A 23,331-nucleotide genomic window follows, 5' to 3' on the forward strand; every position below is an offset into this window, starting at 1 on the left:
GGAATATCTCCATGTACACACCCCGCGCCTTTGCTCTCGATGACTTGCCCGAAATCCAGCAACTGATCCAGCACACCCGTCTGGCGCAGTTGGTAACCGTGGGTGAAAACGGCCTGCAAGCCAGCCACTTGCCCTTGCTGCTCAACCCCGATGAAGGGCCCAACGGCACGCTGTACGGTCACCTGGCCAAGGCCAACCCGCAATGGCGTGAGCTGCAAAATGGCGGTGAAGCGCTGGTGATCTTCGCCGGTGCCGACGCCTATATCAGCCCGGCGTTTTACCCCGCCAAGGCCGAGCACGGCAAAGTGGTCCCGACCTGGAACTACATCGCCGTGCACGCCTATGGCACGCCTGCGGTGTTCAGCGACGCCGAGCGCTTGCTCAAGGTGGTCACCGCCCTCACCGACCGCCATGAAAGCGCCCGCGCCCAACCCTGGCGTGTCAGCGACGCACCGGCGGACTACATCGACGGCATGCTCAAGGCCATTGTCGGCTTTGCCCTGCCGATCGAACGCCTGGTGGGCAAACGCAAACTCAGCCAGAACCGCAGCGCCGCCGACATAGCGGGTGTCCGTGACGGCCTGGCCGCCAGTGCCGATGTACGTGACCAGACCCTCGCCCGCTTTATTCCCCAAGGAGTTTCAGAATGAGCTTGATCGACATTCGCCAGGTCACAGCCGCCGACCAAGCCGCCTGGCTGCCGCTATGGCAGGCCTACTTGGCGTTCTACAACACCGAATTGCCGGACGCCGTCAGCCAAAGCACCTGGCAACGCCTGATCGACCCCAGCGAGCCGACCCATTCGGCACTGGCCTGGCAGGACGGCAAGGCGGTGGGCATGGTCAACTTCATCTACCATCGCTCCAACTGGAGCATCGAGAACTCCTGCTACCTGCAGGACTTGCTGGTTGACCCAGCCCAACGTGGCACAGGCGTCGGTCGCAAGCTGATCGAATTCGTCTACGCCACCGCCAAGGCCGATGGCTGCTGCAAGGTGCACTGGTTGACCCATGAGACCAACGCCACGGCGATCCAGCTCTATGAGCGCATCGCCGAACGCCCAGGCTTCATCCAATTTCGCAAAGGTCTTTAAGGAGCACTGCATGATCAATTCCCTCGCTGATTGGAAAGGCGTCCCGGCGCCGACTGCGCAACTGCTTGAAGGGCGTTTTATCCACCTGGAAAAGCTCGACCCGGCGCGCCATGCCGATCAACTGTGGCAAGCCCTTGACGGCCCAGGGGCCGATCCGAAGCTGTGGGATTACTTGCCCTACGGCCCGTTCACCGAGCGCAGTGCCTTCGACGCATGGTTGAACAATCACGCCGCCCACAGCGACCCGTACTTTTTCAGCGTGATCGACCGTGCGACGGGCCAGGTTCAGGGCATCCTCAGCCTGATGTCCATCGTCCCGGCGCAAGGCCGTATCGAAATCGGCCACGTCACCTTCGGCGCACCCATGCAGCGCTCGCCGAAAAGCACCGAAGCGGTGTACCTGCTGGCCAAGTATGCGTTCGAGCAGGGCTACCGTCGGCTGGAGTGGAAGTGCAACAACGGCAACGCGCGGTCCAAGTACGCAGCCGAGCGCTTGGGGTTCAGTTTTGAAGGGGTGTTCCGCCAGCACATGGTGGTCAAGGGGCAGAACCGCGATACGGCGTGGTATTCGATCCTGGATTCGGAATGGCCGAAGGTCGGTGCCGGGTTTGAGGCGTGGTTGTCGGAGGCGAACCAGAGTGGTTCGGGCCAGTTGAAGACACTCACAGAGTGTCGGGATTAATACTCACATGTGTGGGAGCTGGCTTGCCTGCGATACAGACACCTCGGTGTATCAGGCAAACCAGTTGATGCCATCGCAGGCAAGCCAGCTCCCACATTGGAGGGTGGCGACTCTCGGAACTTAGGCTCAGCCAGCCAACTTCTGGGCCAGCACCGCAATATGCTCCGGTCCGATGCCGCAGCACCCACCCAAATGGCTAGCGCCGCGCGCTTGCCAATCGGCCGCCCATTGCAAGTAGCCGGGCGGGTCGAGGTCGTCGCGCAACGGGTCCAGACCATCGTTGGCCGTGGCTTCCTTGGGTTGCGGTGGGAAAGCGTTGGCGTAGGCGCCGATCTGAATCGCTACACCCAATCGTTCGAAAGTTGCCCGCGCCGCATCAATGGCCGCGCCGATCACTTCCGGCTGGCTGCAGTTGAACAGCAATACCTGCACGCCCAGTTGCGCCGCCGCCTCGGCTGCGTCCGCCACCGGTTCGCCGGAGCGCAAGCGCGGCACCTCGTCGGTGTCTTCGTCTTTCAAGGTAAACGACAGCCAGAACGGCTTGCCATCTTTCGGCAACCCGGCATGGATCGCACGCGCTTCAGCGATTGAGCTCTGGGTTTCCGCCAGCCACAGATCGACATGCGGCGCCAGGCCGTTCACCAAGGGGGTGAGCAACTCACTGACGCGCTCGGCCTGGAACAGATCTGGGCGATAAGAGCCAAACAGCGGTGGCAGTGAGCCGGCTACCTGCACGGCTTTACCGGAGGCCTGCACCGCCCGTCGCGCCAACTCACCGGCCAGGGCGGCGAGCGTCTGCCCTTCTTGGGCAAACCGCGCTTCGCCAATGTGGAACGGCACCACCGCGTAACTGTTGCTGGTGATCACATTGGCACCACTGTCGATGTAGGCCGCGTGCACCGCCTCCACCGCTTGCGGCGCTTCGCTCAAGGCCAGTGCCGACCATTCCGGCTGACGGAACGGCGCGCCACGGCGTTGCAGTTCACGGCCCATGCCACCATCGAGAATTACTGTGCTTACTGCGCCCATATGCTTTTTACTCATATGCTTATGAAAATAACTCACTATGAGAGTCGTTCTTATAACTATTTAATGCGTACCGTTCGGTTAATAACAACCTCTTTTTTATTCAGGTGTTCGATTTTGAAATTCAGACCGCTGTTGGCCCTGGGCCTGACGATGTTGGCTGCTTCAACCCAAGCCTTTGGCGGTGCCACGCTGGATCGTGTCGAGCAGAAGAAAGAGCTGGTCGGCGTGCTGATGGAAAGCTATCCACCGTTTTCATTTCTCAATGACCAGAATCAGCTCGACGGTTTCGACGTGGACGTGGCCAAGGCCGTGGCGCAAAAACTGGGCGTGAAGTTGCGCCTGGAAACCCCATCCTGGGACGTGATCGCCGCCGGCCGCTGGAGCGGGCGCTACGACATCTGCATCTGTTCCATGACCCCAAGCAAGGCACGCGCCGAGGTGTTCGACTTCCCGGTGGAGTACTACGCCTCGCCCGCCGTGATTGTGGTCAATGCCAAGGACGACCGCATCCACGAAGCCAAGGACCTGAGCGGCAAGAAAGTCGGCCTCACCAGCGCCTCTAGCTACGAAAGCTACCTGAACAAGAACCTGGTGATCGAAGGCGCCGAAGACACGCAGTTGCAGTACCCGTTCGAGGAGGTGCAGATCGCCCCGTACGACACCGACAACGTGGCGTTCCAGGATCTGGGCCTGGGCGCTGGCGTGCGCCTGGATGCGATCCTCACCAACCTGGTCACCGCGCAGCCGCGCCTGACCCAGGACAAGCGTTTCAAGCTCGCCGGTGCGCCGCTGTACTCGGAGCCCAACTCGGTGGCCATCGAGAAAGGCGACCCGCAGTGGGACAGCAAAGTGCGTGAGGTCTTCGCCCAGCTCAAGCAGGACGGCACCTTGAGCGCGCTGTCGCAAAAATGGATCGGCGCCGATATAAGCCGATGAGTTTTCGCCTACGGCTTTACCTGACCTGGGCGGCGCTGTTCGCGCTGTTTGCGAGTTTCTTCCTTAGCTTTGACCTGAAGTTCTCGATCATCCTCGACAAGCTGCCCAACCTGGTCGGCCTGCACCTTGCGCCCAACGGCTTCCTGCAAGGCGCGGCGCTGACGCTGTTCTTGTGCCTGTGCGCCATTGTCGCGTCGTCGGTGCTGGGCTTTATCACCGCGTTGGGGCGCCTGTCCAAAAGTGCCGTGGCGTTCGGCATTGCCAGTTTCTACGCCTCGTTCTTTCGCGGCACGCCGCTACTGATCCAGATCCTGTTGATCTACCTGGGCCTGCCGCAATTGGGGCTGGTGCCAGGCGCCATCGTCGCCGGGATCATCGCGTTGTCACTGAATTACGGCGCCTACCTGAGCGAGATTTTCCGCGCTGGCATACTCGGCGTGCCCCATGGTCAACGCGAGGCTGCGCTGGCCCTGGGCATGCGCGACAGGGCGATCTTCTGGCACGTGACCCTGCCCCAGGCCATGCGCACCATCATCCCGCCGGCCACTAACCAGTTCATCTCGATGCTCAAGGATTCGTCGCTGATCTCCGTGATGGGCGTGTGGGAAGTGATGTTTCTGGCGCAGTCCTATGGCCGCTCAAGCTACCGCTATATCGAGATGCTCACGACGGCGGCGATCATTTATTGGGTGATGTCCCTGGGGCTCGAATTGATCCAGGCGCGGATGGAGCGGCATTTCGGCAAGGGCTACGTGCGGCGCGGTTGACGTGCAGAATGTGCAATATATTGCAGCGCTCAGGCTGAATAGGCTCAAGGATCTGCAATAGATTGCATATTCATTGTCGTCATCTTTTCGACACATTCCTGCAACTCCCCTCCGCTATACAGGTCGACTCGCTTGCCATAACAAGGTCGCCCAGCATGCCCCCGTCTCCTCAACGCCTCGCGCTCGCCATCACCCTGTTGGCCAGCGGTGGTTTCATCGAAGCAGCCGCAGCCAAAACCCTGCAGATCGACACGCCTACCACCCAGGGGCAAACCTTGGGGGACAGTGATACGTTGACCACGTCGGCGCCTGGCAGCATTACAACCTCTGGGGTGGCGGTGACGCTCAAGGACGGCACCCGCGGTGCGGGGGTGGTGGTGACTAACGCGGGCAAGCTGGTCTCCAGTGGCGGTCGGGGTATCGACAGTTCAGGAAGTGTCAGCGGGGAGCGCAGGTACAGCATTTACAACCTTGCCGGCGGGGTGATCCAAGGCGCCAATGATGCGTTGCGCATCAACAGTAACTTTGCCAGCGGCAGCGTGCTGATCGACAACAGCGGCACCATTCGCTCGGCCACCGGCCAAGGGCTGGACCTGGATGCGCTGCGCAGCAGCAACGTCACCACCACCATCATCAACCGTGCCGGTGGCTTGATTCGCGGGGAGGCCAGCGACGGCATGAAGACCGGCGCCAACGCCACTATCACTAACTACGGCGAGATTTCCACCGGCAACACCTTCTCCCGCGATGACAAGTTCGATGGCGTGGACATCGACTCCGCCAGCGGCGTAACGGTCACCAATTACGGCATGATTTCCGGTGGCCGCCATGGCATCACCACGGACGAGGGCGCCACGCTGACCAACTACGGCACGGTGCTCGGCCGTAACGGCTCGGGCTTTGGTTCCGATGGCGACGGCACTGTGATCAACCACGGCACCATCACCGGCGCGTTCTCCGGGCTGCAACCGGATGGCGACGGTGACGGCGTGGACATCGACAAGATCGCCCATATCGAAAACTACGGCGTCATCCAGGGTGTCGGCGCCGGGGGTGCCGACAAGAACGGCTTTGCCAACGGCAGCGAAGGGATCGCCCTGGGCGGCGGCGCTATCTACAACGCCAAGGGCGCGCTGATCAGTGGAGCCAACAATGCCATCCTGGTGGACGACGGCAGCGACGGGCCCGGGCTTGCGACTACCACCCTGGAGAACCACGGCACGATTCAAGGCCTGGATGGCTTTGGTGTGAAGTTCGTCGGCAATTACGCCGACACAGTCATCAATAGCGGCACGATCAGTGCCAGCAATGGCCTGGCCCTGGACTTGGGCGGCGGTGACGACCACCTGATCTTGCGCAATGGCAGCCGCTTTATCGGCACAGTGGACGGCGGCAGCGGTTACGACCGACTGACCCTGGACGACGTCGCAGGGGGCAGTTTTGGCGACAGCCGCAACCTTGAATGGCTGGAGGTCAAGCAAGGCATCTGGACGTTGACCGGCCAGGGTGATTTCAGCGACGGCGGCGAGATTTCCAGCGGTGCCAAGCTGGTCAACCAAGGCGGCATTGCCGGTAATGTGACGGTCGATGCAGGCGGTGTGTATGCCGGCGGCGGCTCGGTGGGCAGCCTGCTGATGAACGGCACCCTGCAGACCAACACCGCATTGGGTACCGCCAGCATCAGCCGTGACTTGCGCATGGGCAGCGGCTCGACCCTCGCCTATGGCGTCAACGCCGACGGCAGTAGCGCACCGATCAAGGTCGGCGGCACCGCTTACCTTAATGGCGCGACCCTGGCGGTCAACCCCGGCGAAGGCACCTACCCGTGGCAAAGCCATTACAGCGTGCTGCAAGCCGGCAGCATCAACGGCACGTTTGGCAAGGTCACCAGCGACTACGCCTTCCTGACCCCAACCCTGGATTACAGCGCCACTCAGGTCGGCCTCACGTACACACGTAACGACATCGCCTTCAACCAGTTCGCCAGCACCGCCAACGGTGCCAGCGCCGCCAGCAGCCTGGCGGGCCTGGGCACGAACAATCCGCTGTACAACGCCCTGCTCAATACCACCACCGCCACAGCCGGTGCAGCCATCGAGCAACTGGCGGGCAGCAGCACTGCCAGCCTCACCAGCGCCACCCTCAATGCCAGTGCTCAAGTGGGCAACAGCATGCTCGCCGCCATGCACCAGGTGGGCGGCGGTGCGGGACTGCTGGTGGGGCTGGACGGCAAAGACACACCCGCACTGGCGGCCACCGGCGTACCCGCCGAGGTGCGCAACCTCAATGACCCGAACGCCCGCGGCCGCCTGTGGCTGCAAGGTATCGGCAGCTACGGCAAGCTCGACGGCGAGCACGGCAGTAACGGTTTGACCCAACGCACCAAGGGCACAGTGCTCGGTGCCGATTGGGCGCTGGACGGCGACTGGCGCCTGGGTGTGCTGGGGGGTTATTCCAAGACCGACCTGGACACCGCCGGTGTGGACGGCAGCGTCGACAGCTGGCACGCCGGCGTCTATGCCCTGCGCCAGAGTGGCCCACTGGCCTTGCGCCTGGGTGCTGCCTACAGCGGGCACCAAGGCGACAGTAAACGCACGGTGGCCTTCAACGGTTTTAACGACCGCCCCAAAGGCGACTATGACGCCAACAGCCAGCAGGCTTTTGCTGAACTGGGCTACGCCCTTGGCACAGGTCGCTTGAGCGCAGAGCCGTTCGCCAACCTCGGCTACCAGCGCTACCAGCGCGACGGCTATAAAGAAAAAGGCGGCGCCGCTGCGTTACACGTCAAGGGCCAGACCCAGGACAACTTCAGCAGCACCTTCGGCCTGCGCCTGGCGCACCTGAGCCAGCTGGACAACGGCGTCAGCCTCACACCCCGCGCCAGCGTTGGCTGGAAGCACACCTATGGCGATGTCGACAGCACCACCGGCCAGGCTTTCCTGGCGGGGGGCACGGCGTTCAATGTGCAAGGCAGCGCCCTGGATCGGGACAGCCTGTTGCTGGAAGCGGGCCTGGACCTGGGCTTATCCGCCCGCCATCGCCTGGGCCTGGGCTATACAGGCGAAGTGGGCAGCAACAGCCGCAACCATGCGCTGACCGGCCAATGGCAGATGAGTTTTTAATCGCACCGTACTAGAGACAACTCCCGCAAATCAGGGGTCGATGGCCTGACAGTTATCCCCCCCTCACCTCGCCTAAATTCCCGGCCTCATTAATCAAGAGGTTGGGACTGCATGCCATTCACCTTACAGCGACTCGTGCTCGTCATGTCCTTCGGGCTGGCCGCCAGCAGCATTCAATTTGCCCAAGCGCAGGGAAGCGTGGAACACGTGTTCGATCGGTCCGGGATCACAGAACTGACCGGGTCAATCAATCGTGACGGCGTCTTGCATCGCCTTTCGACAGACGCCCCCGTCGATTTTTACCTGGCCGAACACACAAACACTCGCAACGGCCAGCGCCTGGCCCTGGCCGTTGACGCGGCGGTCAAATCGCTACTTGAATCAGACAAACTCACCCCCTGGGACAGGTACGAACTGGGCAATATCGGCGAATACCTCAATAACCTCGCACCGGGGAAGGTCGCTCAGGCACTCGAACAACTCGCGGGCAGCCAGAACGCCAACCTTGCCGCGGCCACCCAAATGAGCACGCAACAGGTCAGCGACACGCTGCTCTCGGTCCTGCGCGACCTGCCAGCAAACGTCGCAGACGATGCCGATGGCCGCATCTGGGTAAAAGGCCTCAGCCACAACGGCAAACTTGACGGCCAATATGGCAGCGTCGGGTTGCAGCAAAGCACCAAGGGCGTTGTTCTGGGCGCCGACTGGGCAGTCGATCACGCTTGGCGTGCCGGTGTGGTGGGAGGCAAATCCGAAAGCGAGTTTGAGCACAAGCGTTTCAAAGCAGCGCTCGACAGCTGGCATCTGGGCGCATACGCCGTACGCCAGGACGGCCCGCTGGCTCTGCGCCTGGGTGCCATCTACAGCAACCATGACGGGCAAAACAAACGCGGTGTCGATATCGACTTCTTGGGTTATCGCGAGCAACTCAAAGGCAAATACACGGCCCAAAGCCAAACCGTATTTGGCGAAATGGGCTACCAGCTGGGCAAGGATACGTTAAGCATCGAGCCGTTCGCAGGCTTGGGGTACCAGCGCTACCATCGTGAAGGCTTCAAGGAAAAAGGCGGCTTTGCGGCGTTGAATGTCGGTGCGCAAACCCAGCAAAACCTCAGCAGCACCCTGGGGCTTCGCTTGGGCAGCCTTTATCGTTTTGATAACAACATGAGCCTGTCCCCGCATTTGAGCACCCACTGGAAGCACCTCTACGGCGACGTGCAAAGCAGCGTGAAGCAATCTTCCCGACTGATTGACCTGACCGGAGAAAAGAGTGATTTCACCGTCGATGGCGTCTCGCTGAACCGCGACAGCCTGGCCCTGCGCACGGGGTTGGACATAGGCCTTTCTGCTCATCAGGCACTGAGCGTCGCGTACACCGCTGAGGTCGGCAGTAACAGCCGTAACCATGGGCTGGTAGGCGAATGGAAGATGGGGTTTTAAGACAGCAACTGAGGAAACTTCACGCTCAAGCCGGTTACAACGCCTGACATTAAGCCGGTGATTGTGCTCGCTACACTCCGGCCTCCTACACCGAAGAGGCCGGAAACCATGATCTCGCCATTCTCGTATATCCCTTCCATGGGCATGCTGTTTGCCCATGGCACCCAGTCCCTCGCCGCTGCCGTCACCCCGGCCACACCAGCAGAGCCACCTGCACACCCGCCAGCGTTGTCTGGCGAGCTCAAGACTGCCCATAGCCAACCGTCCAATGGCTTGCTCAATACCCATACCATCAAACTCATGACTACCCCAGGCTCAGCGAGCAGTCACGGTATGAATATCGACCACTTGGCCAAACTGACCCAAAGCGACGCCAATCTGGCTAACCCCCACCTCATGACAGCCGTTGAAATCGTCAACAGCCCGGATGTACAGATCAAGGCGCCTGTTCATGGCTTGGTCAGCTCCGGGCTCACCTCTGTCTGGCTGGATAACCGAGGGGGCATCACCGGTGCAACAGGCACGGGTGTGAAGCTGGACGGAAATAAAGCCGATGAAGTGACCAATCAGGGCGTTATCACCGGCGGCAACGGCGTAGCCCTCGACATGGGAGGCGGTGACGATCTGTTGATTATCAAGAAAGGCAGCCGTTTCAACGGCGAAGTGGATGGGGGCAGTGGCACCAATCAGGTGATTCTCGACGATGCTGAAGGAGGGACTTTTGAAGGGGCGACAAGAATGCAGCATCTGTGGGTCGGCAAAGGCTCCTGGGAGCTGACCGGTGCACTGCACGCCAACCGACAAGGCAAGGTGTACAGCGACGCGACGTTGATCAACCGTAGTGGGATCAAGGGCACAATGGATATCGAGCCGGGCGCGAGCTACTCCGGCGGTAACGTCGACAATCTTAACGTAGCCGGCACCCTGCTGCTCGACCCCGCTATTACGGCGCGGACAAGGATCACCAATGATCTGAATCTGAAACCAGGATCGAGCGTGAATTTCAAAATCGGCGTGGATCAACAGCACTCCGTGCTGAACGTCGGCAACACATTAACGTTGGGGAACCCCACCCTGCACCTTGACGTACAGCCAGAGAGCGACGAGTTGCTCAAGCGCCAGCTACCCATCGCCAAAGCGACCACCATTGATGGGAGGTTCGGCGCCATCAGCAGTAACCTGACCACCCTGGAACCTGAATTGATCTACACCCCGAAGGGCATTTTTGTCGAATTCAAACGCAAGGAGAGCCCGGCAATCACCGCCTGATGGTCAAAAAATCAGCAAAAAAAAGGGGGCACATGCCCCCCCGAGGTTTAAGCGGTAGTTGGAAGGCTGAGTAATCAGCCTTCGATCTCGATCAGGATTTCCCCAGGGTTCACCCGGTCGCCCTTGGCCACATGAACAGCGGCGACCTTGCCGGCAATCGCTGCCTGCACTTCGGTCTCCATCTTCATGGCTTCGGTAATCAGCACGGCCTGGCCGGCCTTGACCACGTCGCCGACCTTGACCAGCACATCGACGATATTGCCCGGCATCGCCGTGCTGACATGGCCCGGTTCGGTCGCGTGCTTGCGCTTGCTGCCGCCGCTGCTGACAAATTCGTTTAGCGGCTCGAACACCACTTCTTCCGGCATGCCGTCGATGGACAGGTAGAAGTGACGCTTGCCTTCGGCCTTTACACCGACACCGGTGATATCCACACGGTAGCTTTCGCCGTGCACGTCGATAACGAATTCGGTCGGTACACCTTCACCGCCAGCACGGGCCACGCCGCCCGCTTCCGGGATCGGCAACAACACTTCAGGGGCCAGGGTGCCGGCGTCGCGTTCTTCGAGGAACTTGCGCCCGATGTCCGGGAACATGGCGTAGGTCAGCACGTCTTCTTCGGACTTGGCCAATGCGCCGATTTCGCCGCGCAGCTTGGTCATTTCCGGCTTGAGCAAATCCGCCGGGCGCACGTCGATCACGTCTTCGCTGCCGATGGCCTGGCGGCGCAGTTTTTCGTTCACCGTGCCCGGCGCCTTGCCGTAACCGCCTTGCAGGTAGAGCTTCACTTCGTTGGTGATGGTTTTGTAGCGCTCGCCGGCCAATACGTTGAAGAACGCCTGGGTGCCAACGATCTGCGAGGTCGGCGTTACCAGTGGCGGGAAGCCGAGGTCTTCACGCACTCGTGGAATCTCGGCCAGCACTTCGCTCATGCGGTTCAGAGCGCCCTGCTCTTTGAGCTGGTTGGCCAGGTTGGAGATCATCCCGCCCGGCACCTGGTTGACTTGCACACGGGTGTCGACGGCGGTGAATTCGCTCTCGAACTGGTGGTACTTCTTGCGCACGGCGTAGAAGTACAGGCCGATCTCTTGCAGCAGTTCCAGGTCGAGGCCGGTGTCGAACTCGCTGCCTTTAAGGGCTGCGACCATCGACTCGGTGCCCGGATGGCTGGTGCCCCAGGCAAAGCTGGAGATGGCCGTATCGATGTGGTCGGCACCGTTTTCGATGGCCTTGAGTTGGCACATCGCGGCCAGGCCGGCGGTGTCGTGTGAATGGATAAAGATCGGCAGGTTCTGCTCGGCTTTGAGTGCCTTGACCAGTTCGCCAGTGGCGTAGGGCGTGAGCAGGCCGGCCATGTCCTTGATCGCGATGGAGTCGCAGCCCATGGCTTCCAATTGCTTGGCCTGGGCCACGAACGCTTCCACGGTATGCACTGGGCTGGTGGTGTAGGCGATAGTGCCTTGTGCATGTTTGCCAGCGGCTTTCACCGCTTCAATGGCCACGCGCAGGTTACGCACGTCGTTCATTGCATCGAAAATGCGGAACACGTCGATACCGTTGACCGCCGCCTTGGCCACGAAGGCTTTGACCACGTCGTCGCTGTAATGGCGGTAGCCCAGCAGGTTCTGGCCGCGCAGCAGCATTTGCAGGCGCGTATTGGGCAGTGCGGCACGCAGTTGGCGCAGGCGCTCCCACGGGTCCTCCTTGAGGAAGCGCACACAGGCGTCGAAGGTCGCGCCGCCCCAGACTTCCAGGGACCAGTAGCCAACTTTGTCGAGCTTGTCGCAGATCGGCAGCATGTCGTCGGTGCGCATGCGGGTGGCCAGCAACGATTGGTGGGCGTCGCGCAGGATGGTGTCGGTTACGAAGATCTTCTTGCTCATTGTTATATTCCTCACAGGCCTGCGTGGGCGGCGATGGCGGCGGCGATGGCCAGGGCCAGCTCTTCGGGTTTGCGCTTGATCGAGTAGTTGGTCAGCTCAGGGTGGCTTTCCACAAAGCTTGTATTGAACTGGCCGCTACGGAATTCCGGGTTGCGCAGGATTTCCTGATAATAGGCGGCAGTGGTCTTCACGCCTTGCAGGCGCATGTCGTCCAGGGCACGCAGGCCGCGGTCCATGGCTTCTTCCCAGGTCAACGCCCACACCACCAGTTTCAGGCACATGGAGTCATAGAACGGCGGGATGGTGTAGCCGGTGTAGATCGCCGTGTCGGTACGCACGCCGGGGCCGCCAGGGGCGTAGTAACGGGTGATCTTGCCGAAGCTTGGGAGGAAGTTGTTCTTCGGGTCTTCAGCGTTGATACGAAACTGCAACGCGAAACCACGGTGCTGGATATCTTCCTGCTTGACCGACAACGGCAGGCCGGAGGCGATGCGGATTTGCTCGCGAACGATATCGATGCCGGTGATTTCTTCGGTGATGGTGTGTTCCACCTGCACCCGCGTGTTCATCTCCATGAAGTACACCTCGCCCTCGGCGAGCAGGAACTCCACGGTGCCGGCGTTCTCGTAGCCCACGGCCTTGGCGGCGCGCACCGACAGATCGCCGATGTAGGCGCGCTGTTCCGGGGTCAGTTGCGGGCTGGGGGCGATTTCGATCAGCTTCTGGTTGCGACGCTGGATCGAGCAGTCACGCTCGAACAGGTGCACCACGTTGCCAAAGCTGTCACCGAGGATCTGCGCTTCGATGTGCTTGGGGTTAACAATGCATTTTTCCAGGAACACTTCCGCCGAGCCGAAGGCCTTGGTGGCCTCGGAAATCACGCGGGGGAAGGCTTGCTCGAGTTCTTCGCGACTGTTGCAACGACGAATGCCACGGCCGCCACCACCGGAGGTGGCCTTGAGCATCACCGGGTAACCGATGCGGTCGCCTTCAGTGAGGGCTTCGTGGATGTCGGCAACGTTGCCTTCGGTGCCCGGCGTGACCGGCACACCGGCCTTGATCATGCTGCGGCGCGCTTCGGTCTTGTCGCCCATGCGGCGAATCACTTCTGCCGAGGGGCCGATGAACTTGATGCCGCGCTCGGCACAGATATCTGCCAATTCGGCGTTTTCCGACAGGAAGCCGTAGCCGGGGTGCAGCGCATCGCAGCCGGTTTCCACCGCCAGGTTCACCAGCTTGCGCGGGTTCAAGTAACCGGCGAGCGGCTCGGCACCGATGCTGTGGGCTTCGTCGGCACGCTTGACGTGCAACGCATGGCGGTCGGCGTCCGAATAAACCGCGACCGAGCGAATGCCCATCTCGGCGCAGGCACGCACGATTCGTACGGCAATTTCACCACGGTTGGCGATCAGGATCTTTTTTATCACTTGGAAATTCCCTTGAGCCGATTTGCGTGCTTCGACCCGTTGCAGCCGGGCCAGCGCGTGACCAAATGTTTCATGACAGTCGCGAGACACACACTATGCGCACAGGAGAATTAACAAAAATCAATAATTATTGGGTTGTGTATAAGTAAAGACTTATAGTTGGCCGGAACACCAAGGGGCCGAGGCTTTATAAAATGCGTAAGTCATTGATGCGTATGACATTGCGTCAATTGCAGATCTTCAATGAAGTGTGTGATTTGCGTTCCTACAGCCGTGCCGCCGAGGAAATGTCCCTCACCCAACCGGCGGTCAGCCTGCAAATTCGCCAGCTGGAAGAACTGATCGGCCAACCGCTGTTCGACTATGTCGGCAAAAAACTCTACATGACCGAGGCCGCCGAAGCTTTGCAACGGGCCAGCCGCGACATCTTCGGGCGCCTGGAAAACCTCGATATGCAGCTGTCGGACATGCAGGGTTCACTGCAAGGCCAACTGAAACTGGCGGTGGAGTCCAGCGCCAAGTATTTCGTGCCGCACCTGTTCGCCGCCTTCAAGCGCCAGCATCCGGAAGTGCAATTGCAGCTCACGGTGGTCAACCGTGCCCAGGTGATCCGCCGACTCTCGGACAACCGCGACGACCTGGTGATCATGTCCATGGTGCCCCAGGACATGGGCCTGGAATTCCTGCCGTTTCTCAACAATCCGATTGTCGCCGTGGCGCTGCCAGATCATCCGTTGAGCCTGCAAGGGCCACTGCGCTTGCAGGACCTGGAGCCTTATACCCTGCTCATCCGCGAGCCGGGCTCTGGCACGCGACTGGCCTGCGAGGAATACTTCAAGGAAAAACGCGTGCACTTCACCCAGACGGTGGAAGTGGCCTCGGCCGAGGCGCAGCGTGAATGTGTGAGTGCAGGGTTGGGCGTGGCATTGCTGACGCGCCACGCCTTGAACCTGGAGCTGGCCACCGGCGGACTCAAGGAGCTGCCGGTGGAAGAACTGCCGCTGTACCGCAGTTGGTGCCTGGTGCAGGCCAAGGCTAAACGCCTGTCACCGGTGGCCCATGCGTTCCTGGGCTTTATTCGCAGCGAACGGGTGCAGATCAGCGCGCTGGCTGAGCGTTTCGCTGGGCAGCCACGGATGCCTGCCAATGCAGTTCCGGGTAGTCACTGATGCTCTGGAGCAACTGGCGCTCCTCGCAACGGTCTTCGATGGCGCGACGGAACGCCATGCGGCGCTGGTCTTCCTGCTGACGACGGGTCTTGACGGTGCTGTTGCTGTCTTCGTAGGGCCGGGTCATTTGGAGTCTCCCAATGCGAGTACGGGGAGTACAGGATGGGCGTGGGGGATGACGGTTTGGCGGCGCGGGGATTACAGGATGATGAATCTTGCGAAATTGACGCAAACTCCCTGTGGGAGCTGGTTTGCTGTGGCGAGCAAGCTTGCTTGCGCTGGGGTGCGAAGCGCCCCCAAAAAGCCGGAGACTGCTGCGCAGTCAGCGGGAGCAAGCTCCCTCGCCACAGCAAGCCAGCTCCCACACTTTGACCGAGTATGGCCTGGGCTTAGTCGTCGAGGGCTTTGACGGATTTTGGCGAGAGGCGAAGGCTACGCAAGCTGCGCTTCACGCTCTTGAGGTGGTTGACCAGGCTCGGGCCACGGGCCATGGCCACGCCCATCGCCAACACGTCGATGACCACCAGGTGGGCAATGCGCGAGGTCAGCGGCGTGTAGATTTCGGTGTCTTCATGCACGTCGATCGCCAGGTTCACCGTGGACAACTCCGCCAATGGCGTCTGGCTCGGGCACAGGGTAATCAACGACGCGCCGCTCTCACGCACCAGGTTGGCGGTGATCAGCAGGTCTTTGGAACGACCTGATTGGGAAATGCAGATGGCCACGTCAGTGGGCTTCAAGGTCACCGCCGACATCGCCTGCATGTGCGGGTCGCTGTAGGCCGCGGCGGTCAGCAGCAGGCGGAAGAACTTGTGCTGGGCATCGGCCGCCACCGCGCCGGACGCACCGAAGCCGTAGAACTCGACGCGCTGGGCCTGGGACATTGCGGTCACGGCCTTTTGCAGCTCCACCGGGTCGAGCTTCTCACGCACTTCCATCAAGGTGTGCAAGGTGGTGTCGAAGATTTTCAGGCTGTAGTCGGCGACGGAGTCGTCTTCATGGATTGCAAACTGGCCGAAGCTCGCACCGGCAGCCAGGCTTTGCGCCAGCTTGAGCTTGAGGTCCTGAAAGCCGGAGCAACCAATGGCGCGGCAGAAGCGCACGATGGTCGGCTCGCTGATGCCCACGCTGTGGGCCAGGTCGGCCATGGAACTGTGCATCACGGCCGCAGGGTCAAGCAGCACATGATCGGCAACCTTGAGTTCCGATTTGCGTAACAGGTGGCGCGACTGGGCGATATGTTGCAACAGGTTCAAAGGGCAGGACTCTTGTTATTGGCAGGCGCCAGGGATGTAGCAAGCTTGTAGTTATACTACAAGAATTGTCGTTTTGCCCGTTAGATGCATCACTAAATCGCCCTGCTCCCCTCTGATTCAGCGGGCAGCCGCTATGTAGCCATAAAGGCGGCCTACGCTGCGTTAAGAAAAATCTGCGTTTTTGCGTAACAAATCCGCCAGCCCTTCGGCCCTCATGGGCGGGCTGATCAGGTAACCCTGTACCTCGTCACACTGCTCACCGCGCAGGAAATCCAGCTGCTGCTGATCCTCCACTCCTTCGGCCACTACCTTGAGCGCCAACCCGTGGGCCATGGCGATGATCGCACGGGTGATGGCCGCATCCTCGCGCCCCTGGCCAAGCCCCCGGATAAAGGCCTGGTCGATTTTTACGTAGTCCACCGGGATACGCTTGAGGTAGCTGAGGGACGAATAACCGGTGCCAAAGTCGTCGATGGCCAGCTTCACCCCCAGGTCGCGCAATTGCTGGAAGGTGGCGATGATGTGTTCAACGCTGTCGAGCCACTGGCTTTCGGTCAGTTCCAGCTCCAGGTACTGCGGGTCCAGTGCGGTTTCCTCCAGCACTTGGCGCACCAGGCTGACCAGCTTGCCCTGGCGCAGCTGATGCACCGACAGGTTGACCGACACGCGAATCGGCGCCAGCCCCTGACGCTGCCATTCGCAGGCCTGCCAGCAGGCCTGGCGCAGCACAAATTCGCCCAACGGCACGATCAAGCCGGTTTCTTCCGCCAAACCGATAAAGTCACTCGGCGGCACCATGCCCCATTGCGGATGCTCCCAGCGGACCAACGCCTCGGCAGCCTTCAGCTTGCCAGTGACCAGGCACAGCTTGGGTTGGTAAAACACCGTGAGCTGACGCTCGTCGATGGCTTTGCGCAGGTGGTTTTCCAGCTGCAAACGCTCCAGGGTGCTGGCTTGCAGGCTGTCGGTGAAGAACTGGAAATTATTACCGCCCAAATGCTTGGCGTGCTGCATCGCCATATTCGCCTGGCTGACCAGTGCAGAAATCTCCCGTGCGTTATCAGGCAGCAGGCTGACGCCCATAGAGGCGCTTACCACCAGCTCATGGCCCTCCACGTTCACCGGCACGCGCAGCTTCGCCAGCAACCGGGTCGCCACCCGCGCCAGGCTGGATAAGTTGCCATAGGCGTCAAACAGTACGGCGAACTCATCACCGGACAGGCGCGCAATGGTGTCGGCCTCCGGCAGCGCGTTGATCAAGCGCCGCGCCATTTTCTGCAGCAGTTGGTCGGCCACTTCATGGCCCAGGCTGTCATTGAGCAATTTGAAGCGGTCGAGGTTGATATGCAGCAGCGCGAGGCTGCGACCGCCTTGGCGCACCCGCTGGTGAGCTTCGCGCAGCCGTTCGCGAAACAGCGAGCGGTTGGCCAGGCCGGTCAACTCGTCGTAGTGGGTGAGGTAGCGCATGCGCTCTTCCGACTCGCGCCGGGCGGACAGATCGGCGAAGAATCCTACGATATGACTGACGTTCCCCCGTACATCACGCACCACATTTAGCTGTAGCCATTGCGGGTACAGTTCGCCGTTCTTGCGCGTCTCCACCAATTCGCCCTGCCAGGTGCCGTGGCTGAGCAATGCCTGGCGGATCAGCGGGAAGTGGCGCCGCGCATCGCGACTGCTGGGCAGTTCCACGACGTTGCGGCCAAGCATGTCGTCGATGTCGAAACCGGTGACGCGGCTGAACGCCTGGTTCACGGCGATCAGCGCGTAGTTCGGGTCGAGGATCACAATGCCTTCGCTGGCCGCCTCGAACACCGTCGAAGCCAGGCGTTGCTGCTCCTCCACCGCCTTGCCGGCGCTGATGTCGCGGCGCGTGCCCAGCATACGGACGACGCGGCCACTGGGTGTGCGCTCCACGGCGCGCCCGCGGTCTTCGATCCACACCCAATGCCCATCGCCATGACGTATCCGGTACTCCACCTGATAGTCCTCGCTGCGGCCTTTGAGATGCTCTACCAGTGCGTGCTTGAGCAGTGGCAGATCGTCGGGGTGCAGGCGCGGTTTGAGGTGGCTGAGCATCGCCGTGACGTATTCGGGCTCCAGGCCAAACAACTCCTTGAGTTGCGTGTGGTGGACCTCGTCGGTTTGCAGGTTCCAGTCCCACAGGCCCAGTTCACTGGCTTGCAGGGCCATAGCCAGGCGCGCTTCGCTTTTACTCAAGGCGAGGCTGGCAGCATCCAATTGCTGGCTGCGTTGCGCCACACGATCTTGCAGACCGACCTGGGCTTCACGCAAGTTCTGCTCCACCTCGCGGCGCTGCTCGACTTCGCGCACCAGGTCCTGGTTCAACTGCTCACTGCGTTGCTGCGCCTGCTGTAAATGCTCGATCAGGGCCTGGTTCTGGAAACGGCGCAACAACCCGCGCTGGATGAGGCGGTTGACCTGCCACGCGACCAGGCTCAGGGACGCCAGCAGGATCAGCCCGAGCACGCCCCAGCCTTGTTGCTGCGGGGTGCCATCCCAGAACAGGTAGACGATGGCCGGCACCAGGCACGGCAAGGCAAACGACAGGTAAGCCCACAAGCTCACGGCATAGGCCACGCTGGCCGACAAGGTGGCGGCGCCGATCAGGCCAAACACCCAGGCCTGATGCATGAAGCTGTCCGTGGGCACCAGGGCAATGGCCGCAACGGAGAGGGTCAGGCCACTGACCGCCGAGCCGAGCATGAACATACGGCGCCACACGGGCTGGGCCTGCCGGCTGGGCATGGCCGAATCAAAGGCCGCCACTTGAATCACGCGCATCGCCACCAGGGCAAGCAGCCAGAGCAGCCAGACGCTGTCCAGCAGGTACTGATTGGGGTTCCACAGCAACCAGGCGCAGACCAGGCCGTTGACCAGCATCAGCAGCGTCGGCAGCAACGAACCTTGATACAGCAGGCGCGTGCGCTCAACCGCGATTTCGGTTGCATAGTGTTTACGGATGACCTGTGCCGGGGCCGGCGAGGGGCCAAACAGGTCGGTGCTAAGGGTCATAGGCGGTGTTCTTATAATGGTGAGCCCGAAACGTCGACGGAGCATACACAAGCAAGCGCCTGGGCCAAACTGCTACAAGTCATAAAAAACCTCCTGCGATTGGCCGCAAACCTTTGGCCCAGACCGCTTGAGCAAGACACGGCATGGGCTGCGGCCGATGACCAACCGGTCATCCCCCCCGTCAGAATGTTCGCCGCGTCGGTAGCGTGCAGGCGTTTTGCATCGACCATCCGGCATTGGGATTTGCCCAGGCCCCCCAAGGCCCATAGAATGCGTCGATGCGCGATGATCTCTCTCTTTTGCTGAACTCCCTCAACGATGCCCAACGCCAGGCCGTAGCGGCCCCCGTTGGCCGTCAGTTGGTCCTGGCCGGTGCTGGCTCCGGTAAAACCCGAGTGCTGGTGCACCGTATCGCCTGGTTGATCCAGGTCGAAAACGCGTCCCCGCATTCCATCCTGTCGGTGACCTTCACCAACAAGGCCGCTGCCGAGATGCGTCATCGCATCGAGCAGTTGATGGGCATCAGCCCGGCGGGCATGTGGGTGGGCACCTTCCACGGCCTGGCGCACCGCCTGTTGCGGGCGCATTGGCAGGAAGCCGGCCTGAGCCAGACCTTCCAGATTCTCGACAGCGACGACCAGCAACGCCTGGTCAAGCGCGTGATCCGCGAACTGGGCCTGGACGAACAACGCTGGCCGGCGCGCCAGGCACAGTGGTTTATCAACGGCCAGAAAGACGAGGGCCTGCGCCCGCAACATATCCAAGCCAGCGGCGACCTGTTCCTGGCCACAATGCGCAGCATTTATGAGGCCTATGAAGCGGCCTGCGTGCGCGCTGGCGTCATCGACTTCTCCGAACTGCTGCTGCGTGCCCTCGACCTGTGGCGCGACAACCCCGGTTTGCTGGCCCATTACCAGAAACGCTTCCGCCATATCCTGGTGGACGAGTTTCAGGACACCAACGCCGTGCAGTACGCCTGGTTGCGTCTACTGGCCAAGGGCGGTGACAGCCTGATGGTGGTGGGCGATGACGACCAGTCGATCTACGGCTGGCGTGGCGCGAAAATCGAGAACATCTACCAGTATTCCGAAGACTTCCCGGACGCGGTGACCATCCGCCTGGAGCAGAATTACCGCTCCACCGCCGGGATCCTCAAGGCGGCCAACGCCTTGATCGCCAACAACACCGGGCGCCTGGGCAAAGAGCTGTGGACCGACGGCGGCGAAGGCGAAGCGATCAACCTGTACGCGGCGTTCAATGAGCACGATGAAGCGCGCTACGTGGTCGAAACCATTGAAAGCGCACTGAAAACCGGCCTGGCCCGCAGCGATATCGCGATTCTGTACCGTTCCAACGCCCAATCGCGGGTGCTGGAAGAGGCCTTGCTGCGCGAGCGCATCCCGTACCGCATCTACGGCGGCCAGCGCTTCTTCGAACGTGCAGAAATCAAGAACGCCATGGCCTACCTGCGCTTGCTGGAAGGCCGGGGTAACGATGCAGCGCTGGAGCGGGTGATCAACATCCCGGCGCGTGGCATTGGCGAGAAAACCGTCGAAGCGATCCGCGACCATGCGCGCCATGCCGATGTGTCGATGTGGGAAGCCATGCGCTTGCTGATCGCCAACAAAGGCCTGACTGGCCGTGCTGCGGGGGCGTTGGGGGTGTTTGTCGAGCTGATCGAGAACCTGGCCGCCAAGTGCGCAGAGATGCCGCTGCACCTGATGACTCAGACCGTGATCGAGCAGTCCGGGCTGATCGCCTATCACGAAGCGGAAAAAGGCGAGAAAGGCCAGGCCCGGGTAGAAAACCTTGAGGAACTGGTCAGCGCCGCCCGCGCGTTCGAAAACACCGAGGACGACGAAGAGCTGACGCCGCTCGCCGCCTTCCTGGGCCACGCCTCGCTGGAAGCCGGCGATACCCAGGCCGACGAGCATGAAGACAGCATCCAGCTGATGACCTTGCACAGCGCCAAAGGCCTGGAATTCCCTTATGTGTTCCTGGTGGGCATGGAAGAAGGCCTGTTCCCTCACAAGATGAGCCTGGAAGAGCCCGGCCGCCTTGAAGAAGAACGCCGCCTGGCCTACGTGGGCATCACCCGGGCGATGCAGAACCTGGTGATGACCTACGCCGAGACCCGACGCCTGTATGGCAGCGAAACCTACAACAAGGTGTCGCGCTTCGTACGTGAGGTGCCGAAGGGGCTGATCCAGGAAGTACGCTTGTCCAACAGCGTCAGCCGCCCGTTCGGCGGTGGCCAGCAACAGAACTCCAGCAGCATGTTTGCCGGTTCCGAAATACCGGAAACCCCGTTCAGCCTGGGCCAGCAGGTCAAGCATGCGATCTTCGGCGAAGGCGTGATCCTCAACTTCGAAGGCGCAGGCGCCCAGGCGCGGGTGCAGGTGAACTTCGCCGAGGGCAGCAAGTGGCTGATGATGGGTTACGCCAAGCTCGAAGCGGTCTGAGCTGATCACCTGTGGCCATAGATTGCTTCCGCTGGCGTGCGCAGCGCGCCCGTTTTTTGGGGCTGCTGCGCAGCCCAGCGGGAGCAATCTCTGGCCACAATAAGCCCACCATCATGAAACACTGCGTAACATGAAGATTATTGGCCCAGCCTTGTTTTAGAGGCGTGCGGGCCAATATCTGTAATTGGTCCTACAGACCCTTCGGATTTGGTCTTACGCAAAAGCCCGAAACATTATGCCGCTAGCCTCTGCCACGACACCTGTGCAACATGGCGCGCGTGCAATCCACAAATGGGAATTCCCTATATGAAACGTTTTCTTAGCATCGCCATGGCGTTGTGCATCGGCCTGACGATGAGCCTCGACGCCAACGCCAAACGCTTCGGTGGCGGCAAAAGCTCGGGCGCGGCACCGACTCACCAGACCAGCCAAATGGCTCCATCCGCCGGTGCCGGCGGTGCTGCGGCTACTGCAGGCGCAGCCGGTGCCGCTGGCGCTGCTGCCAAGGCCGGCGGTGCTTCGCGTTGGCTGGGCCCACTGGCCGGCATCGCCGCCGGTGGCCTGCTTGCGTCCATGTTCATGGGCGACGGCTTCCAGGGCATGCAGATCTTCGACATCCTGATCATGGGCGTCATCGCCTTTTTGGTCTTCCGCTTTATCGCCGCCCGTCGCCGCAAGCAGCAGGAGCACCTGGCTCCAGCCGGCGCGCCGATGCAGCGTGAAGCGTTCGAACAGAAGCCTGCCATGGGTTCGATCTTCGGTGGTTCGGCAGCCCCTGCCGCCCGTCCGGTGATCAACGCACCGGCTTGGTTCAACGAAGAGCGTTTCGTCGAAGCGGCCCGCAGCCACTTCCAGTCCCTGCAACAGCACTGGGACGCCAACGAAATGGACAAGATCTCCGAGTTCGTGACCCCGCAGTTGCTGGAGTTCCTCAAGCGCGAACGTGCCGAGATCGGTGACGCCTTCCAGTCGACCTACATCGACGACCTGCGCGTACAGCTCGATGGCGTGGATGATCGTGCCGACAAGACTATCGCCACCCTGACCTTCAGCGGCGTGTCGAAGTCCTCGCGCTTCGACCAGGGCGAAGTGTTCAGCGAAAGCTGGAATATGGAACGCGCCCAGGGCGACGACCAGCCATGGCTGGTCGCCGGTATCCGCCAGAACGGCTAATACCTGCGCGTTTGAGCAAGCGGTAACAAAAACCCCGGACATGTCCGGGGTTTTCTATTTCACGGTTGCACTTATAGCGAGCTACTGTATAAAACGCCCCTATAAACCGCGCCATCTAGCAAGAGGATCCCGGCCGTGGAAGAAATCATCGAACAACTGCGTGAAGCCAACGAACCGGTCCCGGTTCCTTTGGAGCTGCCTGACGAAGACCTGCTGGTGGAAATCGAGGAACAACTGTTCATCGACATCCCCTTTGTCTTCCGTGAATTCCTGCTGACCGTCAGTGACGTGGTCTACGGCAGCCTGGAGCCGGTGACCGTCACCGACCCACAGTCCCACACTTACCTGCCAGACGTTGCGGCCAACGCCTGGGATGCCGGTGTTGACCGCAGCCTGATCCCTATCTGCCAGGACGGCGACGACTACTATTGCGTCGAAGAAGACGGCACCGTCGTGCTGTGGTCCGGTGAGGAAGAACTGGTTACTGAAGAAACCTGGGAATCGGTGTGGCACTGGGCACGGGACGTCTGGCTGGAAAGCTGAGTCCCCTGACCTCTGGCAACCGGCTTTTGTGGCGAGGGAGCTTG

At 61.2% G+C, this 23,331-nt stretch carries 18 protein-coding genes; 12 read left to right on the forward strand and 6 right to left on the reverse strand.

The window, feature by feature from the left end; all coding sequences use genetic code 11:
• The first annotated feature begins 11 nt into the window (after positions 1 to 11).
• The 3 genes from BT204_RS02490 to BT204_RS02500 are packed head-to-tail and all read left to right on the forward strand — an operon-like array spanning position 12 to position 1,775.
• Positions 12 to 650 (forward strand): FMN-binding negative transcriptional regulator, encoded by a 639-nt coding sequence (locus tag BT204_RS02490; RefSeq protein ID WP_072445660.1) that lies wholly within the window; start codon positions 12 to 14, stop codon positions 648 to 650.
• Positions 647 to 1,093, forward strand: coding sequence for a GNAT family N-acetyltransferase (locus tag BT204_RS02495; protein ID WP_054916939.1), 447 nt, complete (start codon positions 647 to 649; stop codon positions 1,091 to 1,093). The genes BT204_RS02490 and BT204_RS02495 overlap by 4 nt, the downstream gene beginning before the upstream one ends.
• Before the next feature lie 10 nt (positions 1,094 to 1,103).
• Positions 1,104 to 1,775, forward strand: coding sequence for a GNAT family N-acetyltransferase (locus BT204_RS02500; protein ID WP_034129143.1), 672 nt, complete (start codon positions 1,104 to 1,106; stop codon positions 1,773 to 1,775).
• Between the two features lie 126 nt (positions 1,776 to 1,901).
• Here the strand turns inward: BT204_RS02500 and BT204_RS02505 are convergent, their stop codons facing one another.
• Positions 1,902 to 2,804, reverse strand: coding sequence for a homocysteine S-methyltransferase family protein (locus BT204_RS02505; RefSeq protein ID WP_072445661.1), 903 nt, complete (start codon positions 2,802 to 2,804; stop codon positions 1,902 to 1,904).
• A 114-nt stretch (positions 2,805 to 2,918) separates the two neighbouring features.
• Between BT204_RS02505 and BT204_RS02510 the strand changes: the two genes are divergently transcribed.
• The 5 genes from BT204_RS02510 to BT204_RS02530 all read left to right on the forward strand — a co-directional run bounded on the left by BT204_RS02510 (position 2,919) and on the right by BT204_RS02530 (position 10,338).
• Positions 2,919 to 3,740 carry an ABC transporter substrate-binding protein gene (locus BT204_RS02510; protein ID WP_034129145.1) on the forward strand — a complete coding sequence of 274 codons (822 nt, stop codon included), beginning with the start codon at positions 2,919 to 2,921 and terminating at the stop codon, positions 3,738 to 3,740.
• The gene (locus BT204_RS02515) at positions 3,737 to 4,507 is read left to right on the forward strand and encodes an amino acid ABC transporter permease (protein WP_014720547.1); all 771 of its coding nucleotides are present in this window, start codon (positions 3,737 to 3,739) and stop codon (positions 4,505 to 4,507) included. The genes BT204_RS02510 and BT204_RS02515 overlap by 4 nt, the downstream gene beginning before the upstream one ends.
• Positions 4,508 to 4,662: 155 nt before the next feature.
• The gene (locus BT204_RS02520) at positions 4,663 to 7,629 is read left to right on the forward strand and encodes an autotransporter outer membrane beta-barrel domain-containing protein (RefSeq protein ID WP_072445662.1); all 2,967 of its coding nucleotides are present in this window, start codon (positions 4,663 to 4,665) and stop codon (positions 7,627 to 7,629) included.
• 144 nt (positions 7,630 to 7,773) lie between these two features.
• Positions 7,774 to 9,069, forward strand: coding sequence for an autotransporter outer membrane beta-barrel domain-containing protein (locus BT204_RS02525; RefSeq protein WP_239695905.1), 1,296 nt, complete (start codon positions 7,774 to 7,776; stop codon positions 9,067 to 9,069).
• A gap of 333 nt (positions 9,070 to 9,402) precedes the next feature.
• The gene (locus tag BT204_RS02530) at positions 9,403 to 10,338 is read left to right on the forward strand and encodes a hypothetical protein (RefSeq protein ID WP_127880328.1); all 936 of its coding nucleotides are present in this window, start codon (positions 9,403 to 9,405) and stop codon (positions 10,336 to 10,338) included.
• A gap of 74 nt (positions 10,339 to 10,412) precedes the next feature.
• Here BT204_RS02530 and oadA read toward each other — a convergent pair whose 3' ends face one another.
• Positions 10,413 to 12,221 (reverse strand): sodium-extruding oxaloacetate decarboxylase subunit alpha, encoded by a 1,809-nt coding sequence (gene oadA, locus BT204_RS02535; RefSeq protein WP_034129149.1) that lies wholly within the window; start codon positions 12,219 to 12,221, stop codon positions 10,413 to 10,415.
• Between the two features lie 11 nt (positions 12,222 to 12,232).
• Complete coding sequence (locus tag BT204_RS02540) at positions 12,233 to 13,648, reverse strand: acetyl-CoA carboxylase biotin carboxylase subunit (RefSeq protein ID WP_003195732.1); 1,416 nt, start codon at positions 13,646 to 13,648, stop codon at positions 12,233 to 12,235.
• A 194-nt stretch (positions 13,649 to 13,842) separates the two neighbouring features.
• On the opposite strand from BT204_RS02540, the gene BT204_RS02545 reads away from it, so the two are divergent.
• Positions 13,843 to 14,817 (forward strand): LysR family transcriptional regulator, encoded by a 975-nt coding sequence (locus BT204_RS02545; protein ID WP_057975225.1) that lies wholly within the window; start codon positions 13,843 to 13,845, stop codon positions 14,815 to 14,817.
• Here the strand turns inward: BT204_RS02545 and BT204_RS02550 are convergent.
• From BT204_RS02550 to BT204_RS02560, 3 genes are all read right to left on the reverse strand, one after another.
• A complete protein-coding gene (locus BT204_RS02550; RefSeq protein ID WP_072445664.1) occupies positions 14,747 to 14,944 on the reverse strand; it encodes a PA3496 family putative envelope integrity protein in 198 nt (65 codons plus the stop codon). The two genes, BT204_RS02545 and BT204_RS02550, sit on opposite strands and share 71 nt — an antisense overlap.
• 262 nt (positions 14,945 to 15,206) lie before the next feature.
• Positions 15,207 to 16,073: a transcriptional regulator HexR gene (hexR, locus tag BT204_RS02555; protein WP_003177007.1), complete on the reverse strand. Its 867-nt coding sequence runs from the start codon at positions 16,071 to 16,073 to the stop codon at positions 15,207 to 15,209.
• 162 nt (positions 16,074 to 16,235) lie between these two features.
• A complete protein-coding gene (locus BT204_RS02560; protein ID WP_072445665.1) occupies positions 16,236 to 19,109 on the reverse strand; it encodes an EAL domain-containing protein in 2,874 nt (957 codons plus the stop codon).
• Positions 19,110 to 19,387: 278 nt separating this feature from the next.
• Between BT204_RS02560 and uvrD the strand changes: the two genes are divergently transcribed.
• The 3 genes from uvrD (at position 19,388) to BT204_RS02575 (ending at position 23,287) form a co-directional block, all read left to right on the forward strand.
• Entirely contained in the window at positions 19,388 to 21,571 is a 2,184-nt protein-coding gene (gene uvrD / locus BT204_RS02565) for a DNA helicase II (RefSeq protein WP_014720554.1), read from the forward strand.
• Between the two features lie 306 nt (positions 21,572 to 21,877).
• Positions 21,878 to 22,744 carry a Tim44 domain-containing protein gene (locus BT204_RS02570; protein WP_003195740.1) on the forward strand — a complete coding sequence of 289 codons (867 nt, stop codon included), beginning with the start codon at positions 21,878 to 21,880 and terminating at the stop codon, positions 22,742 to 22,744.
• A 135-nt stretch (positions 22,745 to 22,879) separates the two neighbouring features.
• On the forward strand, positions 22,880 to 23,287 hold the full coding sequence (locus tag BT204_RS02575) for an SMI1/KNR4 family protein (protein WP_034129154.1): 408 nt from the start codon (positions 22,880 to 22,882) through the stop codon (positions 23,285 to 23,287).
• Positions 23,288 to 23,331 lie beyond the last annotated feature (44 nt).

Source organism: Pseudomonas sp. NFPP02 (genome assembly GCF_900119355.1).
GTDB lineage: Bacteria > Pseudomonadota > Gammaproteobacteria > Pseudomonadales > Pseudomonadaceae > Aquipseudomonas > Aquipseudomonas paracarnis.